Annotated in this window: 17 protein-coding genes; 7 read left to right on the top strand and 10 right to left on the bottom strand. The window is 66.0% G+C overall.

The genetic code is table 11. From position 1 onward, the window contains the following. Positions 1–7: 7 nt before the first annotated feature. Positions 8–490 (bottom strand): cyclic pyranopterin monophosphate synthase MoaC, encoded by a 483-nt coding sequence (gene moaC, locus ACTG4X_RS33975; RefSeq protein WP_097197643.1) that lies wholly within the window; start codon positions 488–490, stop codon positions 8–10. 53 nt (positions 491–543) lie between these two features. Between moaC and ACTG4X_RS33970 the strand changes: the two genes are divergently transcribed. After that, positions 544–2,109, top strand: coding sequence for a M48 family metalloprotease (locus tag ACTG4X_RS33970; RefSeq protein ID WP_097197644.1), 1,566 nt, complete (start codon positions 544–546; stop codon positions 2,107–2,109). Positions 2,110–2,130: 21 nt separating this feature from the next. Here the strand turns inward: ACTG4X_RS33970 and ACTG4X_RS33965 are convergent, their stop codons facing one another. The 3 genes from ACTG4X_RS33965 to ACTG4X_RS33955 form a co-directional block, all read right to left on the bottom strand. Next, a complete protein-coding gene (locus ACTG4X_RS33965) occupies positions 2,131–2,484 on the bottom strand; it encodes a phage holin family protein (RefSeq protein ID WP_093076271.1) in 354 nt (117 codons plus the stop codon). Positions 2,485–2,572: 88 nt separating this feature from the next. Next, positions 2,573–3,037 carry a hypothetical protein gene (locus ACTG4X_RS33960; protein WP_093055263.1) on the bottom strand — a complete coding sequence of 155 codons (465 nt, stop codon included), beginning with the start codon at positions 3,035–3,037 and terminating at the stop codon, positions 2,573–2,575. 70 nt (positions 3,038–3,107) lie between these two features. Further along, positions 3,108–3,857 carry a TerC family protein gene (locus tag ACTG4X_RS33955; RefSeq protein ID WP_097197645.1) on the bottom strand — a complete coding sequence of 250 codons (750 nt, stop codon included), beginning with the start codon at positions 3,855–3,857 and terminating at the stop codon, positions 3,108–3,110. A gap of 491 nt (positions 3,858–4,348) precedes the next feature. Between ACTG4X_RS33955 and ACTG4X_RS33950 the strand changes: the two genes are divergently transcribed. Beyond that, positions 4,349–4,819, top strand: coding sequence for a DUF3717 domain-containing protein (locus ACTG4X_RS33950; RefSeq protein WP_093055267.1), 471 nt, complete (start codon positions 4,349–4,351; stop codon positions 4,817–4,819). Between the two features lie 2 nt (positions 4,820–4,821). Beyond that, a complete protein-coding gene (locus tag ACTG4X_RS33945; protein WP_440532991.1) occupies positions 4,822–5,127 on the top strand; it encodes a putative signal transducing protein in 306 nt (101 codons plus the stop codon). Positions 5,128–5,139: 12 nt separating this feature from the next. On the opposite strand, the gene ACTG4X_RS33940 is transcribed toward ACTG4X_RS33945, so the two are convergent. Then, positions 5,140–5,700 carry a YaeQ family protein gene (locus tag ACTG4X_RS33940; protein ID WP_258352216.1) on the bottom strand — a complete coding sequence of 187 codons (561 nt, stop codon included), beginning with the start codon at positions 5,698–5,700 and terminating at the stop codon, positions 5,140–5,142. Next, entirely contained in the window at positions 5,700–7,079 is a 1,380-nt protein-coding gene (purB, locus tag ACTG4X_RS33935) for an adenylosuccinate lyase (protein WP_093055273.1), read from the bottom strand. Before purB ends, ACTG4X_RS33940 begins: the two co-directional genes overlap by 1 nt. 130 nt (positions 7,080–7,209) lie before the next feature. On the opposite strand from purB, the gene ACTG4X_RS33930 reads away from it, so the two are divergent. Next, on the top strand, positions 7,210–7,821 hold the full coding sequence (locus ACTG4X_RS33930; RefSeq protein ID WP_093174417.1) for a glutathione S-transferase N-terminal domain-containing protein: 612 nt from the start codon (positions 7,210–7,212) through the stop codon (positions 7,819–7,821). A 44-nt stretch (positions 7,822–7,865) separates the two neighbouring features. Here ACTG4X_RS33930 and ACTG4X_RS33925 read toward each other — a convergent pair whose 3' ends face one another. From ACTG4X_RS33925 to ACTG4X_RS33910, 4 genes are all read right to left on the bottom strand, one after another. Next, positions 7,866–9,080 carry a class I SAM-dependent methyltransferase gene (locus tag ACTG4X_RS33925; RefSeq protein ID WP_440532990.1) on the bottom strand — a complete coding sequence of 405 codons (1,215 nt, stop codon included), beginning with the start codon at positions 9,078–9,080 and terminating at the stop codon, positions 7,866–7,868. Further along, positions 9,077–9,877 (bottom strand): DUF1365 domain-containing protein, encoded by an 801-nt coding sequence (locus tag ACTG4X_RS33920; RefSeq protein ID WP_440532989.1) that lies wholly within the window; start codon positions 9,875–9,877, stop codon positions 9,077–9,079. The genes ACTG4X_RS33925 and ACTG4X_RS33920 overlap by 4 nt, the downstream gene beginning before the upstream one ends. Then, complete coding sequence (locus ACTG4X_RS33915; protein WP_440532988.1) at positions 9,874–11,220, bottom strand: NAD(P)/FAD-dependent oxidoreductase; 1,347 nt, start codon at positions 11,218–11,220, stop codon at positions 9,874–9,876. The genes ACTG4X_RS33920 and ACTG4X_RS33915 overlap by 4 nt, the downstream gene beginning before the upstream one ends. Positions 11,221–11,513: 293 nt before the next feature. Then, positions 11,514–12,128 (bottom strand): glutathione peroxidase, encoded by a 615-nt coding sequence (locus ACTG4X_RS33910; RefSeq protein ID WP_440532987.1) that lies wholly within the window; start codon positions 12,126–12,128, stop codon positions 11,514–11,516. Positions 12,129–12,257: 129 nt separating this feature from the next. Here ACTG4X_RS33910 and ACTG4X_RS33905 point away from each other — a divergent pair, with 129 nt between their 5' ends. The 3 genes from ACTG4X_RS33905 to ACTG4X_RS33895 all read left to right on the top strand — a co-directional run bounded on the left by ACTG4X_RS33905 (position 12,258) and on the right by ACTG4X_RS33895 (position 14,624). Beyond that, positions 12,258–13,115, top strand: a complete 858-nt coding sequence (locus ACTG4X_RS33905; protein WP_093055286.1) for a ferritin — start codon at positions 12,258–12,260, stop codon at positions 13,113–13,115. Between the two features lie 79 nt (positions 13,116–13,194). After that, entirely contained in the window at positions 13,195–14,076 is an 882-nt protein-coding gene (locus ACTG4X_RS33900) for an RNA polymerase sigma-70 factor (RefSeq protein ID WP_440532986.1), read from the top strand. Positions 14,077–14,162: 86 nt separating this feature from the next. Continuing rightward, positions 14,163–14,624 carry a carboxymuconolactone decarboxylase family protein gene (locus tag ACTG4X_RS33895; protein WP_093055290.1) on the top strand — a complete coding sequence of 154 codons (462 nt, stop codon included), beginning with the start codon at positions 14,163–14,165 and terminating at the stop codon, positions 14,622–14,624. Positions 14,625–14,630: the final 6 nt, after the last annotated feature.

Below are 14,630 nucleotides of genomic sequence, written 5' to 3'. Positions count from 1 at the left end.
CGTGCGATTACGGCGCCACCCAACTCCCCGATTTCCCCCCATGCTTCTCCAACACATGCACATCGGTAATCCGCATCCCCCGGTCCACCGCCTTGCACATGTCGTAGATCGTCAATAGCGCCACCTGCACCGCTGTCAGCGCCTCCATCTCCACTCCCGTCGGCCCGACAGTCTCGACGGTCGCCGTGCAGACCACTTGCGGCACGCTCCCCGCGTCGGCAAGCGCAAACGCCACCGCCACCCGTGTCAACGCCAGCGGATGACACAGCGGAATCAGATCGCTGGTCTTCTTCGCCGCCTGAATGCCAGCGATTCGCGCGATGCCCAGCACATCACCCTTCTTCGCCGTCCCCGACTCGATCAGCGCCAGCGTCGCCGCCTGCATCTCGATGCGCCCGGTGGCCACGGCCACGCGGTGGGTGGCGGGCTTGCCGGCCACGTCGACCATGTGGGCCTGGCCCTGGGCGTCAAAATGGGTGAGAGTGCTCATGGTGAACGTTCGTTTTGAAGATGCATCATACGAGCCCGAGCCACAGACGAGGAATGCCGCGCTTGACTCTCCATCGCCCCACGAAAAGCCCGCCGATGCCTGCCTTGCGGTCGTTGTGCGCTACTTTTTTAATAGCTTCCCAGGTGCTGCTGCCGGTGCCCGCGCTGGCGCAGATGCAGCAGATCCTGCCCGGCATGGGCGATGGCGGCGAGATGACCGCCAGCGCGGAGCGCCACCTCGGCGACCAGATCGCCCGTGAGCTGTACCGCGACACGGACTACATCGACGACCCGGTGATCGCCGCCTACGTGCAGGACATCTGGCAGCGCCTGCTGACGGCCGCCCGCGCGCGCGGCGAGCTCACGCCCGAGCTCGACGAGCGCTTCGCCTGGACGATCCTGCTGGGCCGGGACCGCAACATCAATGCCTTCGCGTTGCCCGGTGGCTACCTGGGACTCAACCTCGGCCTGGTGGCGGTGGTCGGCAGCCGCGACGAGCTGGCCACGGTGCTCGGGCACGAGCTCTCGCACGTCACGCAGCGCCACATCTCGCGCATCATGAGCAAGCAGGGCAAGCAGATGCCATTGATGATCGCGGGCCTGATCCTCGGGATGATCGCGGCCGGCAAGAGCCGCAACGGCGACGCAGGCCAGGCCGTGATCATGGGCAGCCAGGCGCTGTTCATGCAGAACCAGCTGAGTTTTTCGCGCGACATGGAGCGCGAGGCCGATCGCATCGGCTTCGGCGTGATGACGCAGGCGGGCTTCGCGCCGCAGGGCGCGGCCGCGATGTTTGAGAAGCTGCAGTACGCCTCGCGCCTCAACGACAACGGCTCGTACCCCTACCTGCGCAGCCACCCGCTGACCACCGAGCGTATCTCCGACATGCAGGGCCGCTTCCAGTTCCGCATGGATGCGGCGCCGCCGGTTCCGCTGGCGATGGACCACGCGATGATCGCTGCGCGCGCCCGCGTGCTGACGCGCCCGGGCGTCGACGTGCTGCGGCTCTGGATCGAATCGGCCTCCAGCGGTGAGTTCGCGAAAAGCTCGCCGGCCCAGCAGGCCGGCACGCTCTACGCGGCGGCGATGTCGGCCAAGGAAATGCGCGACTACAAGAACGCGCGCACGCTGGTCGAACGACTGGTCGCGCGCACGGCGGAAGACCCGGCTGCGGCGAAGCAGGCGCGTTGGCTCAACGCGGAGATCGAGCTGGCCGCGGGCGCCGCGCCCAAGGCGGCTGCGCTGCTCGATGCCAAGTCGAAGGAGCGGCCCGAGATGATGCTCGCCGCCGAAGCCGCGACCGCAACGCGTCAGCCCGCGCCGATGATTCCCGTGCTGCGCGACTGGGTCGCCGTGAACCCACGCGATGCCACGGCGTGGCGCACGCTCGCCAATCTCTATGGCGCCCAGAACGACACGCTGCGCGCAGTGCGCGCCGACGCCGAGGCGAACGTGGCGATCCTCGACTACCCGGCCGCGCGCGACCGCTTCAAGGCCGCGCAGGAACTCGTCCGCCAGTCGAAGGTGGTCGACCACTACGAGGCGTCGATCATCGACACCCGTGCGCGGGCCGTGGAGGCGTTGGTGAAAGAGCAGGCCGCGGAGCCGCCGCTGAAGTGACGTAGCGCGGCAGCTGCAGATTCAGCGCTTGGACAGCAGCCCGCCCAGCGCGGACTCGATCAGCAGCCCCAGCAGCGAATACAGCAGCGAGCCGATCAGCGCGGCCAGGAAGCCGCTGACGTGAAAGCCGCCCAACAGCCCCGACGCGGCCCAGAACAGCAGCGCGTTGATGATGAACAGGAACAGCCCGAGCGTGACGATGGTGACTGGCAGCGTCAGCACCACCAGCACCGGCCGCACGACCATGTTGAGCAGGCCGATCACCGCGGCCGCGATCAGCGCGGAGCCGAAGCTGTTGACCTGGACACCGCTGTAGAGATAGGCAACCGCCAGCAGCGCCACGGCGCTGAGCAGCCATTTGATGATGATGCGCATAGGGCGCTCAGGATACCCCAGGGCCCACAAAACAACGAGCCCCGGTGCGTTGCCGCACCGGGGCTCGTCCAGAGAGACTCGTCCTGCCTTACTCGGCCAGTTCGTTCGCCAGCACCAGCAGCGCGCCCATGCCCATCACTGCGCCGGGAAAGGCCCAGCCCGATTGATGGGCCGGTGTCTGGTCGGGCGTTACCGGCTCCAGGTCGACGCCGATCTTCGGGCGGCGTGCATCGACCACGTGGACGGCCGAGTGCTCGCGCTTGAGCTGTGCCGTCAGTTCGGTCAGCGGGCCCTTGGCCAACACCGGGGTCACCTGGCCGCCATTGCGCTCCAGCAGCGGCAGCATCTGCGCCTGCACCTTGCTGAACCACTTGGCACGCCAGTTCTCGCGCGCGCTGTGGCTCACCCACTTGCTGATGCGATGCGTCATGCGCGGCGCGCAGGCCACGAGCACCCAATGGCGCGCCACGACGGTGCTCGCGTCCGGAGCAAGTTCGGCGAACTGCTCACAGGCGTAGGTGACGTCGTCGACATAAAGAATGATCTTTTCCATGGCGTGCTCCTTCAGGTAGTTAGAGTGAGAGACGAGGTGGGACAGGAAGTTTCTCGAAAGCGACGCCGGCTCAGCCGGTCGTCACCGCCTGTTCTTCAGGCTTGTTGCGGGCGTGGCGCGCGGCCACCCACTTGCCGATTGCCAGCACCAGCAGCGCACCGGCGATGCCGGCGGCGTACTTGACCACGTCGGTCTGCGGCACCTTCGGCACCCAGGTCCAGGCGGCGGCGTTTGCCAGCGCGGGGTCGGACACGGCCATCGTGCCGGCGATCCAGCCGAGCAGCATGCCGCCCAGCGTGATGATCATCGGGAAGCGGTCCATCAGCTTGATGACCAGCTGGCTGCCCCAGACGATGATCGGGATGCTCACGAGAAGGCCGAAGATCACGAGCGGCATCTGGTGGCCGTCGCCCGCGCCTTGCGCGGCACCGGCAATGGCGATCACGTTGTCGACGCTCATCACGAGGTCGGCCACGATCACGGTCTTGACCGCGCCCCACAGCTTGTCGCTGCCGGTGATGTTGCCGTGTGCGTCGTCGTGTTCAGGGGCCAGCAGCTTGACGCCGATCCACAGCAGCAGGATTGCGCCCACCAGCTTCAGGAACGGAATGGCCAGCAGCGTGAGCGCAAAGAAGATCAGGATCACGCGCAGCACGATGGCGCCCGCGGTGCCCCAAAGAATGCCCTTGGTGCGTTGGGCTGGCGGCAGCTTGCGACAGGCCAGCGCGATCACGACGGCGTTGTCGCCGCCCAGCAGGATGTCGATCATGATGATCTGACCGACCGCGACCCAGAACTCCGGGGTCATGAACATTTCCATAGATTCCTCTTTTGTCTTTGCGCCCCAGCCTCTCCCTTCAGGGGCGACGACGGAAGGCGCATGCCGATGCGTTTCGATTCATCCCGTGCGGGGAAGATCGAAAGCGAGGATTGAAGTCCGGGGGTGACACCGGGAGCTTGCGAACGCTTCGACCAAACCTGCACAGGTTCAAATCGAAGGTCTCGCTCGACAGCGCCCGCGCGAGTGCGCGTACGTTGTCCGGCAGGCCGGAAGTGTTTTGCTTCGTATTGACGACCTGACGATTCGCGCTGCCGTGGACAGCGGTCGGGAGCTACTCCCCTTCGTGGGGCGGATTAGAGCATCGAAGCTCGCGGCGGTGCAATCGAAAGTTTCCACGGGTTTAAAGAGAACACCTTCGAACTGCTGATGAACAGGGTGTGTGGCGCTCTGTTTTTCATAGCAATCTTGTCCCTTCGGCGTTTCGGGACATTGCCGGACTATGATCGCCGTCCGCTGCTTTTTCACGTTCCATGGCCGCCATACACATCACCGACATCGAGGCCGCCATCAACCACTGGCGCGAGAAGACGCCGTCGCCCGACGGGGTCACGCTCGGCCCTGAATTGCGCGCGTTGGCTGAGGTCTACGCGCTCATGGTTTTTCATCACGAGGACGAAGTCGACGAGGTCGGCTTTCCGCCCAAGGCCTGGGCCGCCTGGATGGCCTGGTACGAGAGCACGCCCGACACGCCCTGCATCGCGATCTGCTCCACCAGCCAGGGCGACGACGAATGCAAGGGCTGCGGCCGTACCTTCGACGAGGTGCAGTTCTGGCCCGGCATGACACCCGTCGAGAAGCGCGCCACGTGGCGCCGCATCACGATGGAAGACTCGGCCTGGCGCTTCAACCGCTATGCCGAACGGGCACGCGAGGCGGAACCGCCGCCGTCCGCCGCCGAGCCCGAGCTCGATCCCGACGACGAGAAAAACTGGGCCCCCTGACCATGCGCCGCCTCGCGCAAGCCCCCAACCTCGCGATCGCGACCGTGTGGGTGCACGCGCTGCGTGAAGAGGGCGTGGCCGCTACCGTGCAGCGCGAATTCCTCGGTGCAGTGATGGGCCAGTTGCCGCCCGACCAGTGCCTGCCCGAGATCTGGATCGACGACGAGGCCCAGTTCGATCTGGCCAAGAGGCTGCTGCACGAGTTGCAGCATCGCCCTCAGCGCAGCTGGCTGTGCGTGTGCGGCGAGCATGTCGAAGGCGGCTTCGAGCAGTGCTGGCAGTGCGGCGAGATGATGCCGGCCGCCTGACCGGCGCGAGCCCTACTTCCAGCGGAGCAGCTCGACGTCGATGCTGTTCGTGCCGTCGCCCAGCGTCAGCGTGTTTTCCTGAATGGTCGCCTGCAGCTGCATGCTGCGCTGCGCCAGCGCGGCCAGCGCCTGCGAGGCATTCGTCGGCACGCGATAGACCTTCAGGTTCTGCGGCCGCGTGAGCTTGTTCTCGATGCCGCGCCACCAGATTTCTGCCGCGTGGTTGAAGCAATAGACGATCACCTCGTCCGCCTTGCCGCAGGCCTTGATGATGGGCTTGTCTTCCGGCTGGCCGACCTCGATCCAGATCTTGACCTCGCCCGTGAAGTCGCGCAGCCACACATCGGGCTCGTCGACGTTCGACAAGCCGGCGCCGAAGGCCAGCGTGCCGTCGCCCTGGCAGATGTCCTGCAGCTGGTGTGCATTGAGCGCGAGCGCGACCAGCCGGATCATCATCCGCTCGTCGGTTTCGCTCGGGTGGCGCGCCAGGGTCAGCGCATGGTCGGCGTAGTAGCCGTGGTCGATGTCGGCCACTGCGAGGGTGGCCTTGAAGATGGTGGACTTGAGGGCCATCAGATGCGCTTGGCCAGCTCGGCAGCCTTGCCGACGTAGCTGGCCGGCGTCATCGCCAGCAGGCGGGCCTTTTCGTCTTCCGGAATCTCCAGCGAGCGGATCAGCCCGTGCAGCGCCTCGGCCGTCACGGTCTTGCCGCGCGTCACTTCTTTCAGCTGCTCGTAGGCACCCTGCACGCCGAAGCGGCGCATCACGGTCTGGATCGGCTCGGCCAGCACTTCCCAAGAGGCGTCGAGGTCTTCGGCCAGCGCTTCCTCGTTGAGCTCCAGCTTGCCCAGGCCGGTGGCCAGGCTGGCGTAGGCCAGAGTGGCATAGCCGAAGGCCACGCCGATGTTGCGCAGCACCGTGCTGTCGGTCAGGTCGCGCTGCCAGCGGCTGATGGGCAGCTTCTCGCTCAGGTGACGCAGCACCGCGTTGGCCAGGCCCAGGTTGCCTTCGGCGTTCTCGAAGTCGATCGGGTTGACCTTGTGCGGCATCGTCGAGGAGCCGATCTCGCCCTTCTTCAGCCGCTGCTTGAAGTAGCCCAGGCTCACGTAGCCCCAGATGTCGCGCGAGAAGTCGATCAGGATCGTGTTGGCACGGGCCACCGCGTCGAACAGCTCGGCCATGTAGTCGTGCGGCTCGATCTGGATGCTGTACGGCTGGAAGCTCAGGCCCAGGCCCAGCGGCGCGGGCGTCTCGATGACCTTGCGGCTGAAGGCTTCCCAGTCGAACTCGGGCCAGGCGGCCAGGTGGGCGTTGTAATTGCCGACCGCGCCGTTCATCTTGCCCAGCAGCTGCACCGAGGCGATCTGCGCGCGGGCCTTCGACAGGCGCACCGTCACGTTGGCGATTTCCTTGCCGACCGTGGTCGGGCTGGCGGTCTGGCCGTGCGTGCGCGACAGCATCGACACGTTGGCGAACTGGTGCGCCATCTCGCGCAGCTTGGTGATCAGACCGTCGATGGCCGGCAGCACCACCTTGTCGCGCGCGGCCTGGATCTGCAAGGCGTGGCTGGTGTTGTTGATGTCCTCGCTGGTGCAGGCGAAGTGCACGAACTCGGCGGCCGCAAGCAGCTCGGGCCGGGCCTCGAACTTGGACTTGATCCAGTATTCGACCGCCTTCACGTCGTGGTTGGTGGTTTTCTCGATTTCCTTGATGGCCAGCGCGTCGGCCTCGGAAAAGTGCGACACCAGGCCCAGCAGATACTTGCGGGCGCCGCCTGTCAGGGGCTTGAATTCGGCGAAGCCGCAGTCGGACAGCGCAATGAACCACGCCACCTCGACTTGCACGCGCCGGTGCATATAGCCCTGTTCGCTCATCAGCGGGCGCAACGCCGCGAGTTTGGCCGCGTAACGGCCATCAAGGGGGGAAAGGGCGGAAACGGTGGAAAAGCTCATGCCCGAATTTTAGGCGGCCGGCGGTCCGTGGGGCGGTACCGACACATTGGGGTCGATTTGGGGCTCCGGTTTTCCCGTTCACCTAAAATGACTATTAACAAACGTCATTAAAGCTAGGGAGAGAGCCTTCATGAAACTGATCGGATCCGCCGCCAGCCCTTATGTGCGCAAGGTGCGCGTGGTGCTGGCCGAAAAGCGGCTCGATTACCAGTTCGTGATCGAAGACGTCTGGGCTGCCGACACCACGATCTCCAATTCCAACCCGCTCGGCAAGGTTCCCTGCCTGATCATGGAAGGCGGCGAGGCGATGTTCGACTCCCGCGTGATCGTCGAATACCTGGACACTCTGTCGCCGGTCGGCAAGCTGATTCCGCAGCAGGGCCGCGAGCGCGCCGAGGTCAAGACCTGGGAAGCGCTGGCCGATGGCGTCATGGACGCCGGCGTGCTCTGGCGCCTGGAAGCCACCTGGGCCGGCCGCAACGACGGCGAGCGCAGCGCCGCCTGGATCGAGCGCCAGCGCACCAAGGTCGAGGACGGCGTTGCCGCCATGTCCAAGGGCCTGGGCGACAAGCCCTTCTGCAGCGGCATCCACCTGAGCCTTTCAGACATCGCGGTGGGCTGCACGCTGGGCTGGCTGGACCTGCGCTTCCCCGAAATCGACTGGCGCGGCGACCACGGCAACCTCGCGAAGCTGTTCGACAAGCTGATGCTGCGGCCCAGCTTCATCGACACCAAACCCTGAGAAGCGAGCCCTGAAGAAAGGCGCCACGCGGCGCCTTTTTCTTTTCAGCGCTTGCGCAGCGTGTACTGCACCACGTCGATGTTCGCCTGCGAGAACGCGGCCTCGCAGTAGGCCAGGTAGAACTCCCAGATGCGCATGAAGCGCTCGTCGAAACCCAGCTGCAGGATGCGGCCGCGCTGCCCGAGGAAGCTCTCGCGCCAGCGGCGCAGCGTCTCGGCGTAGTCGGCGCCGAAGGCGAATTCGTCCATCACCTCCAGCCCTGCGGCCTGGGCCTCGCGGCGGAACTCGCGCGGGCACGGCAGGCAGCCGCCCGGGAAGATGTACTGCTGGATGAAGTCGGTCGAGTCGATGTAGCGGTCGAACAGCAGATCGTCGATCACGATGCTCTGCACGCAGGCGCGGCCGCCCGGCTTGAGCAGCCGGCTCACGCTCTGGAAGTAGGTCGGCCAGTACGCGCGGCCCACGGCTTCCACCATTTCGATGGAGCACACCGCGTCGAAGGGGGCGTCGGCGATGTCGCGGTAGTCCTGCAGGCGCAGGTCGGTGGCCAGCCCGGCGGTGCGCTCGCGGGCGTAGGCCAGCTGCTCGGTCGACAGCGTCACGCCCGTCACCGAGGCGCCGAAGTCCGTCGCCGCCATCTCGGCCAGCGCGCCCCAGCCGCAGCCGATCTCGAGCACGCGGTCGCCGGGTTGCACGGCCGCCAGTTCGAGCGCGCGGCGCACCTTGGCGCGCTGCGCCTCGGGCATCGGCCTGGACAGGTCACCATCGAACCAGGCCGACGAGTAGTTCATCGTCTCGTCGAGCCAGAGTTTGTAGAACGCATTGCCCAGGTCGTAGTGCGCGTGGATGTTGCGTGAGCTGCCCGCCTTGCTGTTGCGGTTCATGAGGTGCCGCACGCGATACAGCAGGCGGCCGGGCCAACTGCCGTACACCACGTCCTCGATGGCGCGGCGGTTGGCGATGAACACCTTGATCAGCTCGGTCAGGTTGGGCGTGGTCCAGTCGCCGGCGATGTAGCTCTCGGCAAAGCCGATGTCGCCCGACTTGAGCGCGGCCTTGCAGGCATTCCAGTTGCGCAGCGTGAGCGAGGCCGTGGGGCCGCTGCCCGGCGTGGCGCCGAAGTGCCGCACCGAGTCGTCGGGCAGGCGCACGGTGAGCGAGCCATGGGCCAGCCGCTGCAGCAGGCCGAGTACGGTGCGCGCGGCGGCGGGCGCGCCCTGGGGCAGCGAGAAGCGGGACGCGGTTGTTGTGGACGTCATGGATTCACCTGCTGCTGCTGGTTGTCGCGTGAAACGAAGTGCGTGGGCGGCGCCGGCCTGGCGACCAAGGGCACGCGCTTGAGCCACAGCTTCGCGGCCTGCCAGTGGATGCGCGCGATCAGCCCGAAGGTCATGGCCGGGTAGCGCCACAGTGCGCGGCGCACGCTGGCCGCGGTCATGGGACCGAGGTCGCCGCTCACGCTGGTCTGCAGCAGCGGGCCGTCGGTGTCGTCGTGGTCGATGCGCACCACCGTATGTGCGCGGCCGGCATCGAGGAAGAAGCGAAAGCGGTAGCTGCCGTCGACGCGGCAGAACGGCGAGACGTGGAAGGCTTTCGTCGCCTGGAGTTCTTGGCCGTACACCGGGCGGTCCAGCAGGTAGCAATGGCGCTCGCCGAAGGTGTTGTTGACCTCGACCACGATCGCCCGCAGCACGCCTTCGGGCGTGTGGCAGTACCAGAAGCTCACCGGCTTGAAGGTGTAGCCGAACACGCGCGGGTAGCAGTGCAGCCAGGCTTCGCCGCCGGCGTCGTGGATCTGGTGGGCGGCCAGCAGGTCGTCGAGCCAGGCCAGCGCGCCGCCTTGTGCGGGCAGCCGGCCGTCGCCGTGATCGACGTCGTGAAAAGAGATGGCGGCCGCGCGGTTGAGCGCCACGGCTTTGCTGCCGTGCTCGCGCAGGGCGCGCATCGGCAGCATCAGGAAGTAGGTCGGATAGACGAAGGCGTTGCGCGCCGGGCGCAGGCGTGTGTGGCGGACTTCGCCGAAGCCCATCAGCGGCGCGGCCTGCGTCGGTGTCATGCTGCGCGCCTCGCGATCGCGTCGTTGCCAGAGGACAGCCGCGCGCGCAGGCCCTCGGCCACGGCCAGGCCGGCCTTCAGGCCGTCTTCGTGGAAGCCGTAGCCCATCCACGCGCCCGCGAACCACGTGTTGCGCTGGCCTTGAAGGGCGGGCACCTCGGCCTGCGCGCGGATCGCGGCGAGGTCGAGCACCGGGTGGTCGTAGTCGTATTCGGCCATGACCTGACTACGCTGGATTGCGCGCACCGGATTCAACGAAACGACGACCGGTTGTTCCCAGGGCAACGGCTGCAGCTTGTTCAGCAGGTAGTGCAGGCAGACGCGGCCCGATTCGCGCTCGCCGGCTCGTTCGTCGTCGGCGCGCTCGTAGTTCCAGGCGGCCCAGGCCGCGCGGCGCTGCGGCAGCACTGCGGCATCGGTGTGGAGCACGGCGTGATTCGGCTGGTAGCGGATCGCGTCCAGCACCGCGGCCTCGGCGGGGCTTGCGTCGCCCAGCATGGCGAGCGACTGGTCGGAGTGCGTGGCCAGCACGACGTGGTCGAAGCGTTCGGTGCCAGCTGCGGTGGTCACCAGCACCCCGGCGTCGTCGCGGGCGATGCCGCGCACGGGGGTGTTCAGTCGCTTGTCGGGCAGGCCGGTGACGATCTTCTCGACGTAGTGGCGCGAGCCGCCACGCACGGTGCGCCACTGCGGCCGGTTGGCGATCTGGATCAGGCCGTGGTTGTGGCAGAAGCGGATCATGGTCGCGACCGGAAACGCCAGCATCCGCGTGGTCGAGCAGCTCCAGATGCAGCCCATCATGGGCAGGAAGTACCACTCGCGAAACGCCGCGCCGAAGCGGTGGGCGTCGAGGAATTCGCCCAGCGGCTGGGCCATTTCGCCCTCGGTGCCGGCCTCGGCGATGTGCGTGGTCAGGCGGTTGAAGCGCAGCAGGTCGCCCAGCATTCCCAGGAAGCGGCCATCGAACAGGTTGCGCCGCTGCGCGAACACGGTGCCGAGGCTGTTGCCGCTCCACTCCAGCCGGCCGCCGCTGTTGTCGCGTGCGGCCTGGACCGAGAACGACATGTCGGAAGCAGCCGTCTCGACGCCGAGCTCGGCGAAAAGACGGATCAGGTTCGGGTAGGTGCGGTCGTTGTAGACCAGGAAACCGGTGTCGACGCCATGGGCGACCCGGGTGGTGTCGGCGGAGGAGCGTGGAAGCTCGATCGTTGCCGTATGGGCGTGGCCACCGAAGTAGTCACTGGCTTCATAGAGGGTGACGGCGGCCGCCTCGCGCAGCGAATGCGCTGCGGCCAATCCTGCGATGCCGGCGCCGATGACGGCGATGCGAGGGGGCCGCGTCATCGCGAAACCCCAGCCCGGCTGGAAGACAAAAATGCTGCGAGGCGCCCCGACGCGAAGGAGGGAGGGAGGGAGGAGGAGAAGAATCGCCTCGGGATTTCGACCAGACGGCAGGCGCCCGGAAGACCTCGCAACATGAAACCTGCTGGGCAATCACTGCCCACGCAAGTTAGGAGCGCGACATCCGCGGCACGGTTCCCGCGCGTTTGGTAAACGTTTGTGACGCCGAGTTCATGATGATTTAGACGCATCGGTAAATAATATTACCGATTCGTTTTCTTGTGAACTGCTCAGTCTCAATTTGACCCGAGTTGCTTCTCGATGACGTTCACAAAGCCGTTTTCATCGGGCGCCGTCATGCTCGACCACGCCTGCACGACCTTGCCGTCGCGCCCGATCAGGTACTTGTAGAAGTTCCACTTCGGCGTGGTGCCGGAGGCCTGCGCGAGCTGCTTGAACAGCGGATTCGCCTCGGTGCCGCGCACCGACGACTTGGCGAACATCGGGAATTTCACGCCGAAGGTGCTTTCGCAGAAGTCGGCAATTTCCTTGTTGGAGCCCGATTCCTGGGAGAAATCGTTGGACGGGAAACCCAGCACCACGAGCCCGCGCGAGCGGTATTTCATGTCCAGCGACTCCAGTCCCTTGTATTGCGGAGTGAATCCGCAGAAGCTGGCCGTATTGACCACCAGAACCACCTTGCCGGAGTACTGGCACAAAGACTGGGGTTTTTCATCCTGCAGCCGCGGGAAGGTGTGTTGCAGGATCGCCGGGCATCCTGCGGCCTCTGCTGGAGCGGGCGCGGCGGACGCCGTCTGGGCGTGGGCGGGAAGGGGCGAAAAGAGGCTCGCCACGAGGGAAATCGCGGGGGTGCAGCGCCAGAGCGTCGACAATCGGAAGAGGGTTCGCATGGCGGGCTCCTGGGTCAAAAAGGGGGGTGTGCATCCGTGCCGCAACGGCGCACGTATTCGCATCATCGCGCGTCTGTCATGGTCGCGCCAAACTGGCCGACTAAAATCGGCGGCCATAGAAAGACATTGATGCTCTATCCGGAACTCTTCAGACAACTCGAATCCGTCCGCTGGGACATGGACAAGGACATTCCCTGGCAGTCGTTCGACGCTTCCTTGCTGTCGGAAGAGCAGGCGCAAACCATCAAGATGAATGCCATCACCGAGTGGGCGGCGTTGCCGGCCACCGAGATGTTCCTGCGCGACAACCGCCACGATAGCGATTTTTCCGCTTTCATGTCGATCTGGTTCTTCGAAGAGCAGAAGCACTCGCTGGTGCTCATGGAGTACCTGAAGCGCTTCAGCCCCAAGCACGCCCCCACCGAAGAAGAACTGCACGAAGTGCGCTTCGACTTCGACCCGGCCCCGCCGCTCGAAACCCTCATGCTGCATTTCTGCGGCGAAATCCGCCTCAACCACTGGTACCGCCGTGCCGCCCAGTGGCACACCGAGCCGGTCATCAAGCACATCTACACCACGCTGAGCCAGGACGAAGCCCGCCACGGCGGCGCCTACTTGCGCTACATGAAGCGCGCGATGGAAAAGTTCGGCGACGAGGCCCGTGCCGCGTTCACCAAGGTCGGCGTCCTGATGGCCAGCGCGCGGCGCACGGCGCAGGCCCTGCACCCGACCAACCTGCACGTCAGCAAGGCGCACTTCCCGCGCGACACCATCCAGAGCCGCATGCCCGACCCGGACTGGCTCGAGCACTGGCTCGACAAGCAGATCAAGTTCGATGCCGTCTGGGAAACCAAGGTTGGCGAGCGCATCCTGCACAACCTCAGCCTGCTGATGAACCGCAGCTTCAAGACGGTCCAGGAACTGAACCGCTACCGCAAGGAGCTGGCGGCCACCCTGGGCCCCAAGCCCGAATACCAGGGCGCATGAAGAAAAACGCCCCGCACGCCGGGGCGTTTTTCTTGAAGGACCCGTGTCACAAACCGGGGACGCCAGCCGTCTAGCTCCCATGGACGACGCCACCCTCACCTTCGACCGCCACCGCCCTCGCCTGCAGGGCATCGCTTACCGCATGCTCGGCTCCATGGCCGAGGCCGAAGAGGTCGTGCAGGACGCCTGGCTGCGCTGGCATGAAGCCGCCAAGGACACCTTCGACAGCGCCGAAGCCTGGCTCGTGACCGTGGTCACGCGCCTGTCGATCGACCGGCTGCGCGCCGCCAAGGTCCAGCGCGAGCACTACATCGGCGCCTGGATGCCCGAGCCCATGCTGACCGAGGCGCCCGACACGCCCGAGCAACTGCTCGAGCACGCCGACAACATCTCCGTTGCCTTCCTCGCCGTGCTGGAGCGCCTCGCCCCCGAAGCCCGCGCCGCCTTCCTGCTGCGCGAGGTGTTCGACGCCGACTACGAAGAAGTCGCCCGCACCCTCGGCAAGAGCGAGGCCGCCTGCCGCCAGCTCGTGCACCGCGCCAAGGTCCAGGTGCAGGAAGGGCGTCCGCGCTTCACCGTGCCGCGCGAAACCCACGAGCGCCTGTTGCGCGCCTTCGCCGACGCCGCCGCGCGCGGCAGCCTGCAGGACCTGAAGGCGTTGATGGCCGAGGACGTCGAACTCATCGGCGACGGCGGAGGCAAGGTGCAGACCTTCAGCAAGATCCTGCGCGGCAGCCAGCGCCTGGCGCAGCTGTACTACTCGCTGTGGCGCCGCATGGGGCCGGCGGTGCGCATGGAAATGGTCGACATCAACGGCGAGCCGGGCATGCTGCGTTTTCTCGACGGCGAACTCGAATCGGCCCAGACCTTCGAAATCGAGAACGACCGCATCGTGCGCATCCGCGCGCAGCGCAACCCCGACAAGCTGGCGCGCATTGCGCAGCTCTTTTCTTCGAAATAGTTCGCGCGGCGTGTCACAGGGCGCATGGCTCGCCCGTCTTCAGTGGGTAGCAAGCAGATTTCATCGCAACCCACCTGGAGAAACCCATGAACACCACCGCACGCCTGAACTGGTTCAAGCTCGTCCCGAAGTCCTTCGAGGCCATCCTCGCCGTCAACACCACCATCGAGTCGAGCACGCTCGGCAAGACACTGGTCGACTTCGTCTTCGCCCGCGTCTCGCAGATCAACGGTTGCGCCTATTGCCTCGACATGCACGTGCGCGACCTGCGCAAGCAGGGCGAGGAGTGGCAGCGCATCAACAGCCTGCCCACCTGGCGCGAGGTGAGCTTCTTCAACGAGCGCGAACGCGCCGCTCTGGCCTGGGCCGAATCGCTCACGCGCCTGGCCGACGACCATGACGAACGCGAAGCAGAATTCGCCGCGCTGAAGGCCAATTTCAGCGACGTGGAAATTGCAGAACTCACCGTGGCAATCGCGCAGATCAACACCTGGAACCGCCTCAACGTCGGCATGCGCGTGCCGGTCGCGGTCAAGCCGCTGGCCTGAACGGGC

Origin of the sequence: Variovorax sp. YR566 (assembly GCF_051992195.1) — a bacterium.
Classification (GTDB): domain Bacteria; phylum Pseudomonadota; class Gammaproteobacteria; order Burkholderiales; family Burkholderiaceae_C; genus Variovorax.
Note: the sequence above shows the minus strand (reverse complement) of the source record. Positions and strands in the feature narration are given on the sequence as shown.

Excerpts from the sequence above, each read along its gene's own strand:
- moaC (WP_097197643.1), bottom strand. The coding sequence starts at position 490 with ATGAGCACTCTCACCCATTTTGACGCCCAGGGCCAGGCCCACATGGTC.
- ACTG4X_RS33970 (WP_097197644.1), top strand. The coding sequence starts at position 544 with ATGCCGCGCTTGACTCTCCATCGCCCCACGAAAAGCCCGCCGATGCCT.
- ACTG4X_RS33965 (WP_093076271.1), bottom strand. The coding sequence starts at position 2,484 with ATGCGCATCATCATCAAATGGCTGCTCAGCGCCGTGGCGCTGCTGGCG.
- ACTG4X_RS33960 (WP_093055263.1), bottom strand. The coding sequence starts at position 3,037 with ATGGAAAAGATCATTCTTTATGTCGACGACGTCACCTACGCCTGTGAG.
- ACTG4X_RS33955 (WP_097197645.1), bottom strand. The coding sequence starts at position 3,857 with ATGGAAATGTTCATGACCCCGGAGTTCTGGGTCGCGGTCGGTCAGATC.
- ACTG4X_RS33950 (WP_093055267.1), top strand. The coding sequence starts at position 4,349 with ATGGCCGCCATACACATCACCGACATCGAGGCCGCCATCAACCACTGG.
- ACTG4X_RS33945 (WP_440532991.1), top strand. The coding sequence starts at position 4,822 with ATGCGCCGCCTCGCGCAAGCCCCCAACCTCGCGATCGCGACCGTGTGG.
- ACTG4X_RS33940 (WP_258352216.1), bottom strand. The coding sequence starts at position 5,700 with ATGGCCCTCAAGTCCACCATCTTCAAGGCCACCCTCGCAGTGGCCGAC.
- purB (WP_093055273.1), bottom strand. The coding sequence starts at position 7,079 with ATGAGCTTTTCCACCGTTTCCGCCCTTTCCCCCCTTGATGGCCGTTAC.
- ACTG4X_RS33930 (WP_093174417.1), top strand. The coding sequence starts at position 7,210 with ATGAAACTGATCGGATCCGCCGCCAGCCCTTATGTGCGCAAGGTGCGC.
- ACTG4X_RS33925 (WP_440532990.1), bottom strand. The coding sequence starts at position 9,080 with ATGACGTCCACAACAACCGCGTCCCGCTTCTCGCTGCCCCAGGGCGCG.
- ACTG4X_RS33920 (WP_440532989.1), bottom strand. The coding sequence starts at position 9,877 with ATGACACCGACGCAGGCCGCGCCGCTGATGGGCTTCGGCGAAGTCCGC.
- ACTG4X_RS33915 (WP_440532988.1), bottom strand. The coding sequence starts at position 11,220 with ATGACGCGGCCCCCTCGCATCGCCGTCATCGGCGCCGGCATCGCAGGA.
- ACTG4X_RS33910 (WP_440532987.1), bottom strand. The coding sequence starts at position 12,128 with ATGCGAACCCTCTTCCGATTGTCGACGCTCTGGCGCTGCACCCCCGCG.
- ACTG4X_RS33905 (WP_093055286.1), top strand. The coding sequence starts at position 12,258 with ATGCTCTATCCGGAACTCTTCAGACAACTCGAATCCGTCCGCTGGGAC.
- ACTG4X_RS33900 (WP_440532986.1), top strand. The coding sequence starts at position 13,195 with ATGGACGACGCCACCCTCACCTTCGACCGCCACCGCCCTCGCCTGCAG.
- ACTG4X_RS33895 (WP_093055290.1), top strand. The coding sequence starts at position 14,163 with ATGAACACCACCGCACGCCTGAACTGGTTCAAGCTCGTCCCGAAGTCC.